16 protein-coding genes are annotated in these 16,310 nt (G+C 62.6%); 5 read left to right on the forward strand and 11 right to left on the reverse strand.

Annotated elements, in window-relative coordinates:
* A partial coding sequence (locus tag G520_RS21970; protein WP_036665695.1) for a cytochrome d ubiquinol oxidase subunit II occupies positions 1–299 on the forward strand: 299 nt, incomplete at its 5' end.
* A gap of 12 nt (positions 300–311) precedes the next feature.
* Positions 312–407, forward strand: a complete 96-nt coding sequence (gene cydX, locus G520_RS24360) for a cytochrome bd-I oxidase subunit CydX (protein ID WP_084637521.1) — start codon at positions 312–314, stop codon at positions 405–407.
* A gap of 71 nt (positions 408–478) precedes the next feature.
* Here cydX and G520_RS21975 read toward each other — a convergent pair whose 3' ends face one another.
* On the reverse strand, positions 479–1,915 hold the full coding sequence (locus G520_RS21975) for an alkaline phosphatase family protein (RefSeq protein WP_051229214.1): 1,437 nt from the start codon (positions 1,913–1,915) through the stop codon (positions 479–481).
* A 524-nt stretch (positions 1,916–2,439) separates the two neighbouring features.
* Here G520_RS21975 and G520_RS21980 point away from each other — a divergent pair.
* On the forward strand, positions 2,440–3,186 hold the full coding sequence (locus G520_RS21980) for a response regulator (protein WP_084637522.1): 747 nt from the start codon (positions 2,440–2,442) through the stop codon (positions 3,184–3,186).
* Between the two features lie 73 nt (positions 3,187–3,259).
* Here G520_RS21980 and G520_RS0107375 read toward each other — a convergent pair whose 3' ends face one another.
* From G520_RS0107375 to G520_RS0107415, 10 genes are all read right to left on the reverse strand, one after another.
* Positions 3,260–4,219 carry a Gfo/Idh/MocA family protein gene (locus G520_RS0107375; RefSeq protein ID WP_028535089.1) on the reverse strand — a complete coding sequence of 320 codons (960 nt, stop codon included), beginning with the start codon at positions 4,217–4,219 and terminating at the stop codon, positions 3,260–3,262.
* Positions 4,220–4,299: 80 nt separating this feature from the next.
* Entirely contained in the window at positions 4,300–5,331 is a 1,032-nt protein-coding gene (locus G520_RS21985) for an alpha/beta hydrolase family protein (RefSeq protein WP_036665696.1), read from the reverse strand.
* Positions 5,332–5,407: 76 nt separating this feature from the next.
* Positions 5,408–6,085: a response regulator gene (locus tag G520_RS0107385; RefSeq protein WP_051229217.1), complete on the reverse strand. Its 678-nt coding sequence runs from the start codon at positions 6,083–6,085 to the stop codon at positions 5,408–5,410.
* A gap of 89 nt (positions 6,086–6,174) precedes the next feature.
* Positions 6,175–7,788: a methyl-accepting chemotaxis protein gene (locus G520_RS0107390; RefSeq protein ID WP_028535091.1), complete on the reverse strand. Its 1,614-nt coding sequence runs from the start codon at positions 7,786–7,788 to the stop codon at positions 6,175–6,177.
* Between the two features lie 23 nt (positions 7,789–7,811).
* On the reverse strand, positions 7,812–8,066 hold the full coding sequence (locus G520_RS24880) for a hypothetical protein (protein WP_156876905.1): 255 nt from the start codon (positions 8,064–8,066) through the stop codon (positions 7,812–7,814).
* A 194-nt stretch (positions 8,067–8,260) separates the two neighbouring features.
* A complete protein-coding gene (locus G520_RS0107395) occupies positions 8,261–8,986 on the reverse strand; it encodes a pyridoxine 5'-phosphate synthase (RefSeq protein WP_028535092.1) in 726 nt (241 codons plus the stop codon).
* Between the two features lie 29 nt (positions 8,987–9,015).
* The gene (locus G520_RS21990; RefSeq protein ID WP_084637523.1) at positions 9,016–9,480 is read right to left on the reverse strand and encodes a GNAT family N-acetyltransferase; all 465 of its coding nucleotides are present in this window, start codon (positions 9,478–9,480) and stop codon (positions 9,016–9,018) included.
* Positions 9,481–9,508: 28 nt separating this feature from the next.
* Positions 9,509–10,990, reverse strand: a complete 1,482-nt coding sequence (locus G520_RS0107405) for a DNA recombination protein RmuC (RefSeq protein ID WP_028535093.1) — start codon at positions 10,988–10,990, stop codon at positions 9,509–9,511.
* 2 nt (positions 10,991–10,992) lie between these two features.
* Positions 10,993–12,699, reverse strand: a complete 1,707-nt coding sequence (gene recJ, locus G520_RS0107410; protein ID WP_028535094.1) for a single-stranded-DNA-specific exonuclease RecJ — start codon at positions 12,697–12,699, stop codon at positions 10,993–10,995.
* Positions 12,692–13,699 carry a hypothetical protein gene (locus G520_RS0107415; RefSeq protein WP_028535095.1) on the reverse strand — a complete coding sequence of 336 codons (1,008 nt, stop codon included), beginning with the start codon at positions 13,697–13,699 and terminating at the stop codon, positions 12,692–12,694. The genes recJ and G520_RS0107415 overlap by 8 nt, the downstream gene beginning before the upstream one ends.
* Positions 13,700–13,851: 152 nt before the next feature.
* Here G520_RS0107415 and G520_RS0107420 point away from each other — a divergent pair, with 152 nt between their 5' ends.
* Both G520_RS0107420 and G520_RS0107425 read left to right on the forward strand, forming a co-directional pair.
* Positions 13,852–15,186, forward strand: a complete 1,335-nt coding sequence (locus G520_RS0107420) for a M23 family metallopeptidase (RefSeq protein WP_028535096.1) — start codon at positions 13,852–13,854, stop codon at positions 15,184–15,186.
* Complete coding sequence (locus G520_RS0107425) at positions 15,186–16,286, forward strand: anhydro-N-acetylmuramic acid kinase (protein WP_028535097.1); 1,101 nt, start codon at positions 15,186–15,188, stop codon at positions 16,284–16,286. Before G520_RS0107420 ends, G520_RS0107425 begins: the two co-directional genes overlap by 1 nt.
* Positions 16,287–16,310 lie beyond the last annotated feature (24 nt).

Raw genomic sequence — 16,310 nt, forward strand, 5'->3', positions numbered from 1 at the left:
TGTTCGGCAGCCGCGGTCGCGGCGGTGCGGCCTTTATCGCGTCTAGCCTGACGCAGGCCGGGGTGATCGGCACGGCCGGGGCCAGCATGTTCCCCTTCCTCATGCCATCCAGTCTGAACCCCAATGCCAGCCTGACGGCCTGGGATGCCACCTCCAGCCCGCTGACGCTGACCATCATGTTCTGGGTCGCCATCGTGTTCACGCCACTGATACTGCTGTATACCACCTGGTGCTATCGCGTGATGCGCGGCCCGGTTACCGAAGAACAGATCCGCGCCAATTCCAAGAGCGCCTACTGAGGAGAATGATCGATGTGGTATTTTGCCTGGATTCTCGGTTTGCCCCTGGCGGTTTCGCTCGCGGTGATCAATGTCGTGATCGAAGAAAACCTGCACCATGACGACTAGCATGAAGTGATTCGTCAGCAATAATGCACAACGCCGGCCCTTGGGTCGGCGTTGTGCATTATTAGCCGGACCTAGAGGCTGGAAAACAGGCTGGAAAGGCGCGACCTGGCCTCGGCCAGCGCCTGAGCGGCGTCGAAGCGGAACCTGTCGACTTTAAGCCGATAGGCCTCAAGCGTCATTGGCGGCGAGGCGATCATGGCCGCCAGGCTGGCATCGATCTGGGCAATATCCTCCGGCAAGCGCTCGACCAGATCGAGCAGGCTGAGCTGGAAACCGTTGAGCGGCGCCCGGCGCGAGAGAATCGCATCCGAAGGCACATACGGATTTGCCTCGACATGCTCCGGCCCCTGATTGTCAGGGCCGTCCAGCGTCAACACGCATTCGAGGTCGGGGGCGACCGCATCCCGCCGGCTCAAGGGTTGCCCCAGGCCGAAGCGTTTACGCAAGGTGGCCAGAATGGAGGTGTGATCGAACGGGACATCGCCGGGCGGGCGCAGGATGGTGCCCGGCGCGATGCGCGGCGACACGAGTACCGCCGGCACCCGTACGCCGTAGCGATCGAAATTGAATGGCGACGTCGGAGCCCCTGGCGGTGTCGCCTGCGGCGGCGGCACATGGTCGTAACAACCGCCATGCTCGTCGTAACAGATGACTAGCAGCGTATCATCCCAGCCGGGGCCGCTGCGCAGCGTGTTGTAGACATCCGCGATCAGCTGTTCGCCCAAGGTGACGGCGTGCGGCGGATGCTGGTCGTTGGGCAGGTCGGCATCCTGGAAATAGCGGGGTTCGATAAAGCTGTACGCCGGCAATGTTCCGTTGGCAACATCGTCGCCGAACGTCGCATAGGGCCGGAAACGATCCACGTGGGGCAACAGCCGCGCGAGCGTCAACGCTTGCGGCAGATCGTGAAAGTAGATCTTCCAGCCGTTATCGACTTCCAGGTCCTCGAAGCGATCGAAGATCGTCGGCATCAGATAGGGAAAATGCGGCGGGCCGTTGTTCTCGTAGCCGTTGGCGGTCCCGGTATGGACAAAAAACCGGTTGGGCCAGGTCTGGCACGGCGCCGAGGCGAACCAGCGGTCGCAGACGGCGAATTGCTTTGCCAGCCGACTCATGACCGGCACCTGTTGCTCGCTATACGCATGCATGACCCCGCGTGCGACGTCAGTTGCGAGCGCCGGCGCGGCCTGCTCCTGGTAATTGCGGACAAAGCCGTTCATGGCCGGTTTTTCGCCGGCGGCCGGCGCCTCGGCATGACCGTAGAGCTGGGTATTGATATCGGTCCACAGTTCGCCGGGATCGGGTGCGGGGAACCTCACCGCAGCCTCGTCAATGCCATCGCCCGACCATATCTGGACCGGAGTGCCGGCAAGGTCGGGATTGCTCTCCGCTCCGCTCAGCCCATCGAACGCGGGCGAAGCCGGGTACAGCCGGCCAAGCATGCTGTCGAAAGAACGGTTTTCCAGCATAAGCACTACGATGTGCTGAATCGAGTCCAGTTTGCCCATGTGTATCCCTCCCATTCTCGGCTCACTCGGCACTGTTCGTGCCTTTGGCATAGAATACGATTAATAACATGACATTACTGCTATTGAAAGCGCTTCAGCATGAAGCTGGCCGAACGCCGAACGTGCTCTGCATTTCAGCATGGTTGTAACGGGCGAAGGCTGCGCATCATCACCCCCGACGCCCTCGTACAAGGAGCCATGGCATGGGCTTAGACCGAGGCCGCATCAGCTCGGCGATGCAGTCGCGACGTTTGATTGGACGGCGACCGCTGGCGAAGCGCCTTGTCGCCTCGCCCGGCACGCGCAATTTCTGCTCCGCTTCGGCGCCATGCGGCGAGCCCGGCGACACGAGCCGGCTTCGAGGGCATCCTTGCGTTGCGGATGATGCACAGTGAATCCGGGTAACGTCTTTGCGCAGAAAACGGTAGCAAATATGACAGTAAACGACCCACCAGCGGTTGTTCTTGCTATAGTCAGTCAATAAGGATAGTCACTGCACGGCAACCGATAACTGCGGACAGCTCATGAGCATGGATTTTTCAACGCTTCGCATACTGATCGTTGATGACCAATTGTTGGTCAGAACTCTATTGGGGCAGGTTTTGCGAAACATCGGGTTCAAACCGGATTCGATACATCAGGGCACGGACGGCAATAATGCCCTGCGCATCCTCGCCTTGCGGCCGGTCGATATTATTCTGTGCGATGTGCAGATGGAACCGATCAATGGGGTCGATCTGCTGAAAGAGGTCCGCTGCGGGCGCACGAGCACGCCGTCCAATGTGCCTTTCGTCTTTCTATCCGGCCATCCCGAACGCGCGACCATCCTGCAGGCGACCAAGTTTCATGCTGACGGGTTTATCATAAAACCCCCCAAGCCCAGCGATATCGAAAAAAACATCGAGACGGCGCTCAAGCGCACGCGCCCGGATATCGACCCCTTCTCCTATTTCGACATTCCCACCGGCAGCGATTACGATCTGCGCAATTTTACCCGCCTGCCGACGCCGCCACAAAACCACGACCTCGACGTCTTGCTCGGACGCTTCGAAGCGGCGCTGCCGCTGTCCGATGTGCCGGTCGGCGCCATCCTGGCGCGCGATGTCTGTGCAAGCGACGGCCATACGCTGCTGGTGCGCGGCATCAAGCTATCGGCGCTGGAATTGAAGACCCTGCACAATTTTGCATCGGTTTACGGCATTGACACTGTATATGTCGCCCACCTACCCCAGGATCAGCTAATCGCCTATCACGAGGAATACGGGCTGTAAGCGCCAGCCAGCGGCAGACCTCTGCCGTGCGAACCGTCCAGGTGGCATCCCAGCATCCATATTCCGCCCATGCTCAGGCCTGGGCCTGGGCCAGCAAGCGGCCCAGGGTGCGCGCCGTGTGCAGCGACGACTCTATACTGATGTGCGGCCTACCCCCTTCGAGGATGGCCGCCGAGAAATCTTCGATTTCGGCCCGGTAGCAATCCGATGCCGCAACGTCGACCCGCTCCCGCCCGGAGCGGGTATGCAGGACCAGTTCCCCGGCTGTGTCGAGATAGGTATCCACCACTTCCAGCCGCCCCTCCATTCCGATAATGTCGGCCTGCATATGGGGAAAGGCATCGAAACCGCAATGCAAGGACGCGATCAAGCCCCCTTCATAGCGCAATAGCGCCGACAAATTGACGTCTACGCTATTGCGGACCACGCTCTCGACCGCGCAGGAGAGGGGTTCGCTTCCGGTCAACAAGCCGATGAGATCCAGCGGATAGCAGCCGATATCGTAAAGTGCGCCGCCCCCCAGTTCTGCCTGCTCCTTGATGCTGCCCTTGCGGTCAAGCAGAAAGCGATAGGTGGCATTGATACTGCGCAGCTCGCCGAGGACACCGCTATCGATGATGCGAAACAGCTGCCGCATACGGTCGGAATAGCGGTACATGAGACCTTCCATCAATAGCCTATCATTCGCGGCGGCGGCCGCCGCCATCTGCCTGGCCTGCTCGCTGTTCAAGGCCAGCGGTTTCTCGCACAGCACATGCTTGCCCGCATCCAGCGCGCGCACCACCCATTCGCAGTGCAGGGCATTGGGCAACGGAATATAGACGGCATCGACATTGGGGTCCTCGAGCAAGGCGGCGTAGCTGGCGTGAGCACGGAAACGGCCGAACAGGCCGCCGAATGCATCGAGTCGGCTCGCGTCGCGCGAGGCGACCGCGACCAGGGTCGCGTTGGACGCGCGCAGGATGGCAGGGGCAAGCTGCAGGCGGGCAATACGGGCGCAGCCCAGCACGCCCCAGCGGATCAATGGATTCATACGTTGCGGTCACCGAAAAGGGAACTCAATCCTGCCATTAGGCCTGATGGCCTGACCAAAAACAATACCTCCCCGCGACTTCAAAGTGACGCTGGCCTGGCCTCGGCGGGCTCTCCCCAGCCCAGCACCTGATTGAAAAATGCGACCGCATCGGCATCGATACGGACATGCCATGCAACGCGGTCGACCCCGGGAGGGTCGGTGCAGATTTCGCGGGCAGTCGCGAGCAAGGCTGGCGAACAGGGCGCCATGAACAAGTAGTGATCCGCACGCGGGATCGTCTTGAGTGCGACCAGATGGCTCAAATAGGGACGGATATGAAACCCATTCTCGGAAGGGAACAGGATGTGGTCCGACGATGCCAGATAGATCAAGACAGGCAGCGTGACCGGCGCCAAACCGTGCGCGTCAAATATCATCGATAACGGCGCCATGATGAAGATCGCCTTGACTCGCGCGTCGGCGGTCGCGCCCCAGCGGTCGAGCGAAGAAATCATCGGTGCCGCATGGTGACAGAACATCGCGTCCGAGGGGTGGCGGTGGCAGTAAGACGCAAGCAGCGCGAAATTCGGACGCCCGCCCGCGAGCAGCAGCGCGCTATACCCGCCTGCCGAAAAGCCGGCGACGCCAATCTTGCGCGGGTCGATCAAAGCCGACCATTGCCTGTCCCGCAGCAGAGCGTCAATCAACGCCGACAGCTGCGGGGCCCGGCCGAGCAAGACACGGTCGGTACCGACGCCGCTCTGGTCGTGGTAGTTGTCTCCAGGATGCTCGATGGCCGCCACGATATAACCGTTGCGCGCGAGTTGTTCGGCCAGGTCGTGATGCCCCCAGCGGTTGCCGCCGCTGCCATGCGATATCAGGACCAGCGGGTGTCTTCCGGGCATGGGCACGGCGCCGGCCCCGGCATCGATCTCGAAGGGGCCGATCGGGGTGGGACTGGTCGTCGCCTGCACGGAGGGATAAAACACGACAGCGTCCATCGCCCCCTTGCTGACCGGATCGACCAGGGTGATGACACGAAAGCCGACACCGGGTGCCTGCTGCGCCATCGCCTCGCCCAGCGGCAGATACAGAAGCAAAAGCAGAACGCATGAGCGAAGGACGTTCATACCGGTTCCCGTCATGACGGATGAGATGGAAAATCATAGCGCCGCCGCCGGGTTTACGCCATATCCACCCTGCGCATCATCCAGCGCGGTGGTAGATCCTCTCGGGTCGGCCTACCCGCCCTTGCACGCACTCCATACGCAAAAACCGCAACTCGACGCAATGTTCAAGATAGCGGCGTGCCGTCGTCTTGCAGATGCCTATCGTCCGGGCCACGCTCTCGGTCGTCTGCTCGCCGGACGCGGAGAGAAATACATCCTTGACCCTCTGCAAGGTCATATCGGAGAAACCGCGGACGGACTCGCCGCTTTGGAAGTCCTTGGCCTGAAAACGGTACAGCGCATCGATATGAGATTGCGTCGCCAGCGACCGCGCACCCAGCGCATCATGAAACCGGACGAAACGCTCGAGGGTCAGGGCCAGGCGGTCGATGGCCGCCGGCTTGATGATGTAGTCGAAGACGCCGCAAGCGAGAGCCTTGGAGCAAAGCTGCATATCGCTGGAAGACGTCAGGACGATCACGCTGGTGGGGGCTCCACTGGAGACGACGGAGGCTAGCAGCTCGAGGCCATCCACGGCCGGACGGCTGACATCGACCAGCAGCAGCGACGGCCGTATCTCGGGGATCAGGGCATGCACTTCGGCCGGGTCGGAGGCGACATCGATCAGCCGCAGCCGGCTGTTCGCGCGCACGCTTTCCACATAGGACTCGCAGCCCCCGCTTTCTTTCACAATCATCACATCGACATCGCGCATCAATCAACAGCCTTAATTCGTTACCATCCGACCGGGCGGCTCGCCGCCATGCCCGGTCCCTGCCTGTCACGACATGCCAATTGGGTTGGCTATAATTTAAAACGCTGGACGGCGCCATGCAACTCGGCCGCCGTACTGTCGATCCCGCGCGCGATTTCTTCAGCCATCACGACCGAATGCTGCGTCTCTTCGACCACATTGGCGACATGTTCCACACTCTTGGCAATAATCAACCCGGCCTGACTCTGTTCTTCCATGGTGTGGGCGACTTCGACGCTGCGTTCCATATTGCCGCGGATGGTCGCGTTGATCGCACCCAGCACCGTGGCCGCCTGCCGCGCCTGATTCACCCCGATTTCGACGCTGGGCGCGATGGCCTCCATCTTGCCGGAAGTGTTTTCCGTTTCCGTCACCACCGCCGAGATAATGGCGGTGATCTCTCCCGTCGCGCTGGCCGTGCGTTCGGCAAGTTTGCGCACTTCATCCGCCACGACGGCAAATCCCCGCCCCATCTCCCCTGCGCGGGCGGCCTCGATCGCTGCATTGAGCGCAAGCAGATTGGTCTGGTCCGCGATATCGCGAATGGTGCCGGCGATGCCGCTGATATTGCGCGTGCTTTCGGCCAGCGACTCGACCAGGGCACTCGCCTCGCGCACCTGCCCCGAAATGGACTGAATGCCTTGTGCCGCCATCGAGGCATCCTTCTCGCCCGATTCCGCCTCCTGCGCCATGGCGCTGGAGGATTGTTCGTTCTGTTTCGCGGTATCGCGCACCTGATCGATGCTGACCGACAATTCTTCGATGGAGGCGGCGGCGGCGGCCGTCGACTCGCTGGCGCTGGACGAGACCTGGCCTAGTTGCTCCATCTGGTGCGCGAGCGTCTGGGCCGATTGCTTGAGGCCCGTCGATGACTGATTGATCTTGTCTATCAAGCCGCGCAAACCCTGTTGCATATGGCTCATCGCACCCAACAGGCTCCTGTCGGAACCCGATACCTCGATGCGTAGCGACAGATCGCCGCTCGCGATTTTTTCCATCATCGAGGCCGCATAACCGGGCTCGCCGCCGAGCGCGGCGATGATCTGCCGCCCCATGACGCCGGACAGGATAAATACCGTGCACAGCACGATCAGGCCGATAGCGAGCAACAGAGCAGCGTCTTGCCAGAACGTCGTGGAGATGTCGTCGACATAGACACCGGTCCCCACCACCCAGCCCCAGGGCTGAAAGCGGTAAACGCCATTGAGCTTGGGATACTTGCCCTCGCTGCCGGCCCGTGCCGTCATCGCATCGGCAAACGCATAATGGTGAGTCTGCAAGGCATTGTCGTAGGCCTGTACCACCGTGGTGCGGCCGTCGGGCGACATGCCGCCATCGTCCATCTTGCCCAGGCGCTTGCTATCGCGATGCACGAGAAAAACATGGTTGGCATCGCGCACGAAATAATAGACGTCCCCATGCGTCAATCGCGTCAGGGAACGGATCGCCTGTTGCTGGGCATCGGCCCGCGACAGGGTGCCGGCTTGCTCCTGCTTGTGGAAAGAATCGAGCAGGGACTCCGACTGTGCGAGCATATCGACGATCTGTTTGTTCTTTTCCTGATGCAAGGCGGAGTTCAGGGAGTACAGCGCGACCGCGGCGAGCAATGCCGCACCGAGAAAGCTGACGAGAGTAATAATGAGCAACCGGGTTTTGACGCGCATATATTTCGCCTATGTCTTAGCAACTAACACGCATTATGAAATAGTACGACCCCTTTCACAACACTGCTGCCACATTCGAAAACCGGCCGGGAATCGCGTGCATCCGCACGCGAAAAAATAGACACGAATGCCGGATATAAACCTTTTAAATCAACAAGAAGCACCTTTGCCCCGACTGCAATGCCCGCCGTTTCAGCCTTGTCCATCACACTAAAACATACGGTGGTATCGATAATAAAAATCATATACCCATGCAATTCGACGACAAATCCGGACAAGCGACACTCATTGCGCCGTCCATACGAAAAACCGACAGCGCCCAGCCGTTCATACACTTTTTTTTTATCAATTTAATTACAGCGATCAAACTATAGAATAGCAAAAAAGAGACAAACAAAAAGAAGAGGGATGCAGCAGAAAGGAGGCATTGCAATGGGCTCGCACAAGGCGAGCCCACATAGACGACCGGGGCTCAGGCTGCCCGGCGCAGAATCTCCAGGTAGGAACGGATGGTCTGGGCAAAACCCGATTCCAGAGCCTCCACCGTCAGCGCATGACCGATGGAGACTTCGAGGATGCCGGGAATGGACAGAAAACCGGCCAGATTGTTCAGGTTCAGGTCGTGGCCCGCGTTCAGCTCAAGCCCCAGCCCGGAAGCGACCCGGGCGGCTTCGCGATAGACCGCGAGCGCTTCGGGGGAAGGGTCGGCCGCGTAGGCCTCGGTATACAGCTCGATACGATCGACACCGATGGGCGGAACGGCTTCGATTTGCGAAGGATCGGGGTCCATGAACAGGCTGACACGGATGCCGGCATCGCGCAGGCGCGCGCAGACCTCGCGCAGAAAACCGGCATGCCTGCGTGCATCCCAGCCGTGGTCGGATGTCAGCTGACCGGGCTCGTCCGGAACGAGCGTGCACTGCGCTGGCCGCGCGGCGATGACGGCCGCGATAAACTCCGGAGTCGGATAGCCTTCTATATTGAGTTCGCTGCCGGGAAACTCGGCAACGACGGCGGACAGCGGGGCGATATCGTCAAACCGCGCATGACGCTGATCCGGCCGCGGATGAATCGTCACCCCATGAGCGCCGCTGGCGAGAGCCAGCCGCGCAAAAGCCGTGACAGAAGGATAGTCGTGGCCGCGCGCATTGCGTATCAGGGCGATTTTATTGAGATTGACGCTTAATTGGGTTGGCATGATGGTTTCCGTATGATGGCACCGCGCGTCTAGTCGGCTGAGGTGCGTTGCGTTGACCCGCCGTCCGTGCGCGGCAACGGGTGCTGCATGATGCGCCACGGGCGCTCGCTCCAGCCGTTATGCTGCCAGAAGGCCTGTCCGGCGACATTGTCGGCAAGAATGAAAATATTGCAGCGCATGACCCCGTTCCCGGCCAGGCGCTCGAGACTGAATTCGATGAGTGAGCGCGCGACGCCTTCCCCGCGCAGGGCGGGGGTCACCGCAAGATGATGAAGATAGCCGCTGCGCCCGTCGAAAGTGCATAGCACGCTGCCCAGCACTTCCCCGCCCGCGCCGACCGCGACCGCGCTGAGACCGTCATTGCGCTCCAGACAACGCACGAACGGTTCCTCCTCGTCCGATTCGTTGAGATGCATCCCTTCGGTGGCCAACCACAATCGCAGCAAAGCCGGATAATCGTCGGGATGCATTGTCCTCACTGTGATCTGCTGCATGGTCGTTCCGTATCGTGGTTATCGGACATCAATCGCCGGTGTCGTCGGCCGACCCGGCCTCGCCCAGCAGGTGGCCGGGCAGGCGCTTGGCCGATTTGATTCCGAGCAGCCGCAGTTTTTCGGCGCTGGACGCGAGATTGCCGCGGCCGCTGGACAATCGCCGCATGTTTTCCTGCCACGCGTCGCGTGCGAGTTCGAGCTGCTTGCCCAGCTTCTCCATGCCTTCGACGAAGCCGACGAATTTATCGTACATCGCCCCGCTCTGCCGGGCGATTTCCTGCGCGTTCGCGTTCTGATACTCGTAGCGCCAGATGCTGGCAACGGTGCGCAGAGTCGCCAGCAGGGTGCCGGGGCCGACCACCATGATACGCCGTGAAAACGCCTCCTCAAACAAGGTCGCGTCATACTGTACCGCCAGCAGATAGGCCGGTTCGACCGGAACGAACATGAATACGAAATCGAGGGTGTTGAGCTTGTACAAGTCCTGATAGCGCTTCTCGGACAAGGACCGGATATGCGTCCGGATCGCCAGTACGTGCTGTTTGAGCGCCTCGTCGCGCTGAACCGGATCGGTCGCCGCGGTGTAACGCACATAGGCATTCAGCGACACTTTCGAGTCGATGACCAATTGCTTGTTCTCGGGCAGGTCGACCACAACATCGGGCTGATAGCGGTGTGTGACATCGCCGTCGTCGACTCTGTCCGACACTTGTATCCGATATTCGCGGTCACGCTGCAAGCCCGACGTTTCCAGCACTTTTTCCAGCACCATTTCGCCCCAGGTGCCCTGCGCCTTATTGCTGGCCCCCGTCAGGGCATTGGTCAAGGCGACCGCATCCTGATTGAGCCGGCTATTGAGGTCCTGCAGCCGTCGCAGTTCCTGCTCCAGAGTCAGTCTTTCCTTGGAGTCCTTGTCGTAGGTGTCCTGCACCAGCTTGCCGAAGCCGACGATGCGTTCGGACAGGGGCTTGAGCAAGGCGTCGAGATTGGTCTGGTTCTGCTCGGTAAACCGGCGCGATTTTTCTTCCAGGATATCGCCGGCCAATGCTTTGAACTGATTGCCCAGCGTCTCGCGCGCCTCGTTGAGCAAGGCCAGCTTTTCAACATGCTGCTGCCTCTCCTGGGCGAGCAGGGTCGACAACTCCTGCTCGCGGACCTGCTGCCGGGTCAAGGCCTGGTTGAGCTGTCCCAGCTCCTGTTGCAAGGCACGATGTTCGTCGCGCAGCGACGCCATCTGGCGTGCCTGCTCGTCCCGCGCAGCGAGTTGTGCCCCCAGGGTGCGCAACTCGCGCGCGCAGGCGGCAAGGCGGGTGTCGGCCTCGTCCAGCCGCGAGCCGAGAGCCCGCTCGTTCTGTCGGGCGGCATCCAGGCTCGCGCCCAGCGCCGCGCGCTCGCTATCGGCTTCGCCCCGACCGCGCTGGTAGGCCGTGGCCGCGCGCTCGCGCATGATCAGCCCAAGGGCGGTGGCGCCGGTGGCCAGGCCGGCCAGCAAACCGAAGAGAAGATCCATGCTTACGCCGGCTCCCGCGCCTCGGCCGATTGCCAGTGTTCGATATAAAGCTGCATTTCCTTCCGCCCCTGCCATTCATTGGCAATGACCTGGTACACGGCGACGATGCGCTCGGGCAGCCAGTCGACATGATTGAACAACATCGCATCCAGCTCGTGGCCATCGCGTGCGAGCCGCAGCTTGAGATGCTTGTCGCCGACGATGCGTTGCGACAGCACGGCGAACGGATCGTTGAACGTCGGTACCGGGAAACCCTGCCCCCACACCTGCGAGGCCAGCGTCTCCGCAAACTCGAGTTGCAGCGCCGCCGCCGGCAGCGCGCCGTCGGTTTCTATGGTCCGCGTCAACTGCGACTTGCTCAGCAGAGTGTGCGCAACCTCCTCGAATACCGACTGGAAGGCATCCAGCCCGCCCGCACGCAAGGTCAGGCCCGCCGCCATCGCATGCCCGCCAAACTTGAGCACCAGCCCCGGTTCGCGCTTGCTGACCAGATCAAGAGCATCGCGCAGATGGAAGCCGGGAATCGAACGCCCCGACCCCTTGATCTCGCCATTGTCGCCAGGGGCAAACACAATGGCTGGGCGATGGTAGCGGTCCTTCAGACGGGAGGCGACAATGCCGACGACCCCCTGGTGCCAGTCCGCGCGAAACAGACTCAAGGTATAACGTTCGGCCGGGTCGACCGCGGACAGCGCCGACAAGGCCTCTTCCTGCATCCCTGACTCGATGCTGCGCCGCTCGCGATTAAGCTGATCGAGCTCCTGGGCGAGCCGCAAGGCGCCGTCCATCGTGGGTGCCAGCAGACACGCGATGCCGAGGCTCATGTCATCCAACCGTCCGGCGGCATTCAGACGCGGCCCGAGGGTGAAGCCCAGGTCGAAGGTGTTCGCTTTGCGTGCCATCCGGCCGGCGACTTGAAACAGGGCGGCGACGCCCGGGGACATGCGTCCGGCACGCATGCGGCGCAAGCCGTTCTCGACCAGAATGCGGTTATTCTGGTCGAGACGAACCACGTCGGCGACCGTCCCCAGTGCGACATAATCGAGCAGTTCGCCGAGATTGGGTTCTGTCGCGTGCGCGAATGCGCCGCGCCGGCGCATCTCCGCGCGCAGGGCGAGCAGGACGTAGAACATGACGCCGACGCCGGCCAGGTTCTTGGAAGGAAACTCGCATCCGTCCTGATTGGGGTTCACGATCAAGGCGGCGGGCAATTGATCGCCGGGCAGGTGGTGATCCGTGATCAGGACTTCGATATCCAGTGCGCGTGCCGCTTCTACGCCGGCAACGCTCGCGATGCCGTTGTCCACCGTCAGAAGGATGTCGGGGCGACGCGCGGCCGCCATCGCGACGATCTCGGGCGTCAGGCCGTAACCGTATTCGAAACGGTTGGGCACGATGAATTCGACGCGGGCTCCGAGCGCCCCCAGGCCGCGCACTGCGGTGGCACAGGCGGTGGCGCCATCGGCGTCGTAATCGGCCACGACCAGGATTTTGCTCCTGGCAGCGATGGCATCGGCCAGGCGCCGCGCCATCGCATCGATGTTCTTCATCCTGTCGAACGGCAACAGGGCCGCGAGCCCGTAATCGAGCTCGGCGGACTCCCGTATGCCGCGCGCGGCATACAGTTTCGCCAGCAAGGGATTGAGTCCTTGAGCGGTCAATTGGTCGAGGCAGTCGGCAGGAACCGGTCGGGCAATGATTTTAGGCATGGCTATATAAAGCAGGCAGCGCCAATGGGCGTCGCCAGAATTTCCATAAATCGCGCCGTGTCACACGGGCGTCGAAACCCGCGCGGCCATAGCTGCACAGATCCAGTTGTTCTATCCGTCCACTCGATATCGCATCCAGCAAGGGACGGAACCAGTCCTCCTCGAGCGCCTGCAAGGCTTCGCGCCACCCCCAGGCATCCCGGTAGTGCGCGGCCGCCCGCAGGCGATCGAGTTCGACCCAGAGCGAGTCCGGGCCGGCAGGCAAGCCTTGCAGGGTATACGGTACCGTATCGGTCTGGCAACCTCCGCGCCGCGCCAGATCGAGCGTCGAGGCTTGATCGCTGAGTACGCGCGCGGCGGGCGCGCGCGGTGTCGGCGCGGCCTGATCGCCCCACAGCCACAGACTGTTGACCGGCAACTGGCCGCGGGCCTCGCGTGCATCGTTGATAGGGTGCGTATATAACAGCATCTGGATCTCGTTGAGCACGGCACTCCACTGCAGCGCGCCGCCCCCGCGCGGCAGATGCTCCTGCATCGAGTCGCCGACCGTATCCATCAGCGGACTGAAAGTCGCATCCGGCGGCGCATCCAGCGCCAGCAGCCAACGGCCGGGCTGTGGCACGAAGAAGCGCAAGCCGTCAGCCGCGAAGTGCCGGTCGAGCGCTTCGGCCAGGCCGCGCGCATCGTCGAGATCCAGCGCCATCACGCCGACATCGGCCAACAGGGCACGATCGCGTTCGATGCGGACATGAACCGGGTCGGCGAACAGCCAGGCGGCCGCGGCAGGCAAGGCCGCCTGCGCCGCCGCTTCGCCGGCACAGGCGAGCGAGTCGGTCGCAAACTGGCGGGCCAGTGCACGCGAAGGCCATTCCGGAGCCGCATCGCGCCGGGCGGCGCCGAGAAGGCGGGACAAGGCAGGCAGGGCCAGGCCCTGGCATACCTCGGCGCCGTCGTACTCGTCGAGCCAGGCCAGGCCGGGAACATATAAGGTCAGCTTCATGAAAAATCCGCAGCAAAGGATGGACGCCCGGCCGGGCAGGCGCCCGGGCTTTCTGGTAACATCATCGGTTGATTCTTATGGACAACATTCGGGCAGGCCCGGCATGGCGCCATTTTCGCCATCAGCGACCGTTTTCTTTGCCCTTCCCGACAATGAATTATCGCAAACTGCTGAAAATACCGCAAAACCTGATCCGGCGCCTGTCCAGCCGCACCCTGAACTGGCTTGCGCTGGGTGCCGCCCTGCCCTGCATGGGCATGGTCGCCGCCTTCGCTCTGGTGCCCGGAACCGGCGAGCAGCAAGCCGAACCGCGCATTGAAGTCGTGACGCGCAGCCTCGCGCTGCCCGAGTTGCACCTCGATGACGATAGTACGCGTTATTGGCGCAACGAAGAGGTTCGCAACGGCGAGACCGTGTCGCGACTCCTCAACCGGCTGGGCGTGCGCGACAGTGAAACCCGGGCGCTGATCCACGACAGGACACTGGCGCATCCGCTGCTGCGACTGAAGCCCGGCGCCACCCTGTCGGTACAAACGAACGACAACGGCGATTTGTACGGCCTGCGCTTCCTGGACGATGAAGACACCGGAGAAAAGACGCTGATCATGCTCAACCGTCAGCACGACGGCCGCTGGCAGGTCAGTGCCGACCCGGCGCAGGCACAGACCGTCGAGACCTTGCGTACCATCGCGATCGGCGCCGATCCGGCGCATGCCCTGTCCCGTGCGCGGATTCCGGCCGAGATCGGCACGCAGTTGTCGGACATGTTCAGCGACGCCGCCGGCTTGTCGCGCTTGCGTCCCGGCGATCGCGTCGAACTCATCTACCGCAGCGAGCTGTACCAGGGCAGTCCGATCGCGACCGGCCCCCTTCTCGCTGCGCGCGTGACGCGCAAGGGCAAGACCTGGCAAGGGTATTATTTCGCTCACGACAGCGAGTCGGGCGCCTTCTACGATGCAGCCGGGCATGCATTGAAACAGGGGTTCAGCCATGCTCCGGTCACAGGGGCGCGCATCAGTTCCGGCTTCGGCCTGCGCGTCCACCCGTTGCTGCACAGCCTGCGCATGCATGAGGGCGTCGATTATGCCGCGCCGACCGGCACCCCGGTGGTCGCACCGGCCGATGGCGTCGTCGCTCAGGCCGGTGAAGAAAACGGTTATGGCAACAGACTGCTCATCCGCCATTCAGCCAGACTGACGACCCTGTACGGCCATCTGAACGACTTCGCCCCCGGCATCCGTCCCGGCGTCGCGGTTCGCGCGGGCCAGCTGATCGGCCATGTCGGCGCCAGCGGGCGCGTTACCGGCGCACACCTGCACTTCGAGGTCAGCCTGAACGGCGAACGCGTCGACCCAACGACAGGCGGACTGCAGGCGCCGCGACTGGATGCCGCGCAGCGCGTCGCCTTTGCCCGCGACAGCGCCCGGCTTGGCCGGCAACTTGCGCTGTTGAACAACATTCCGGGCCATATCGCCCAGGTGGATTGATGACTGACTTTTATATCGGCCTCATGTCCGGCACCAGCCTCGACGGTGTCGACGCTGTCATGCTGTCCTTCGACGACAGCGGACTCATGACTATCGTCGCGGATTACAGCGTTCCCTACCCCGACGATATCCGGCATCGCATTCTCGCACTGCAGCCTCAGGGACAGGACGAACTGGCGCGCGCCGCGCGCCTCGCCAACCGCCTTGCCGCCCTCTACGCCGAGGCGGTCGGCGGCGTCGTCCATGCGGCCGGCATCAGTGCGGCGCACGTCAGCGCGATCGGCTGCCATGGCCAGACCATACGCCACGCGCCGCAGCTCGGTTACACCCTGCAGATAGGCAACCTCGCGCTGCTGGCCGAACTGACGGATATCGACGTCGTCGGAGACTTCCGCAACCGCGACGTCGCCGCCGGCGGACAGGGCGCACCGCTGGTTCCGGCCTTCCACCATGCCCTGTTCAGCCACCCCGATCATTGCCGCGTCATCCTCAATGTGGGCGGCATCAGCAATCTGACCATACTCGCCCCCGACGGCGAGGTCCTCGGTTTCGACAGCGGCCCGGGCAACATGCTGATGGATGCCTGGTGCCAGCGCCATCTCGGCGCGCGCTTCGATCGCGATGGCGCCTGGGCGGCCGGAGGCAATATCGTGCGCCCGCTGCTCGACGCGTTGCTGGCAGACCCCTTCTTCGCTGCCCCGCCACCGAAAAGCACCGGCCGCGACCTGTTCGACCTGGACTGGCTGGACCGCAAGCTGGCGGCGCAACCTTCGGCCACCAGCGCCGATGTGCAGGCCACCCTGCTCGCGCTGAGCGTCCAGAGTGTGGCCGCTGCCGTCAACGCTCACGCGCCCGACTGCCGCGAGGTCTTCGTCTGCGGCGGCGGCGCGCGCAACGGCCGCTTCATGCGTGAACTCGCGGTGGCGCTGCCCGAACAGCGCATAGCGACCACGGATGCGCTGGGTCTGCCGCCGCAGCAGGTCGAGGCCGCCGCCTTCGGCTGGCTCGCGCGCCGTTTGCTGCGCCGCGAAGCGGGCAACCTGCCGTCGGCCACCGGTGCTCGCGGTTTGCGCATTCTGGGCGCACTCTATCCCCGGTAACACCGCAAGCAGCCAGGTTCACGC

The sequence above is a fragment of the Paludibacterium yongneupense DSM 18731 genome, assembly GCF_000422925.1.
GTDB classification, from domain to species: domain Bacteria; phylum Pseudomonadota; class Gammaproteobacteria; order Burkholderiales; family Chromobacteriaceae; genus Paludibacterium; species Paludibacterium yongneupense.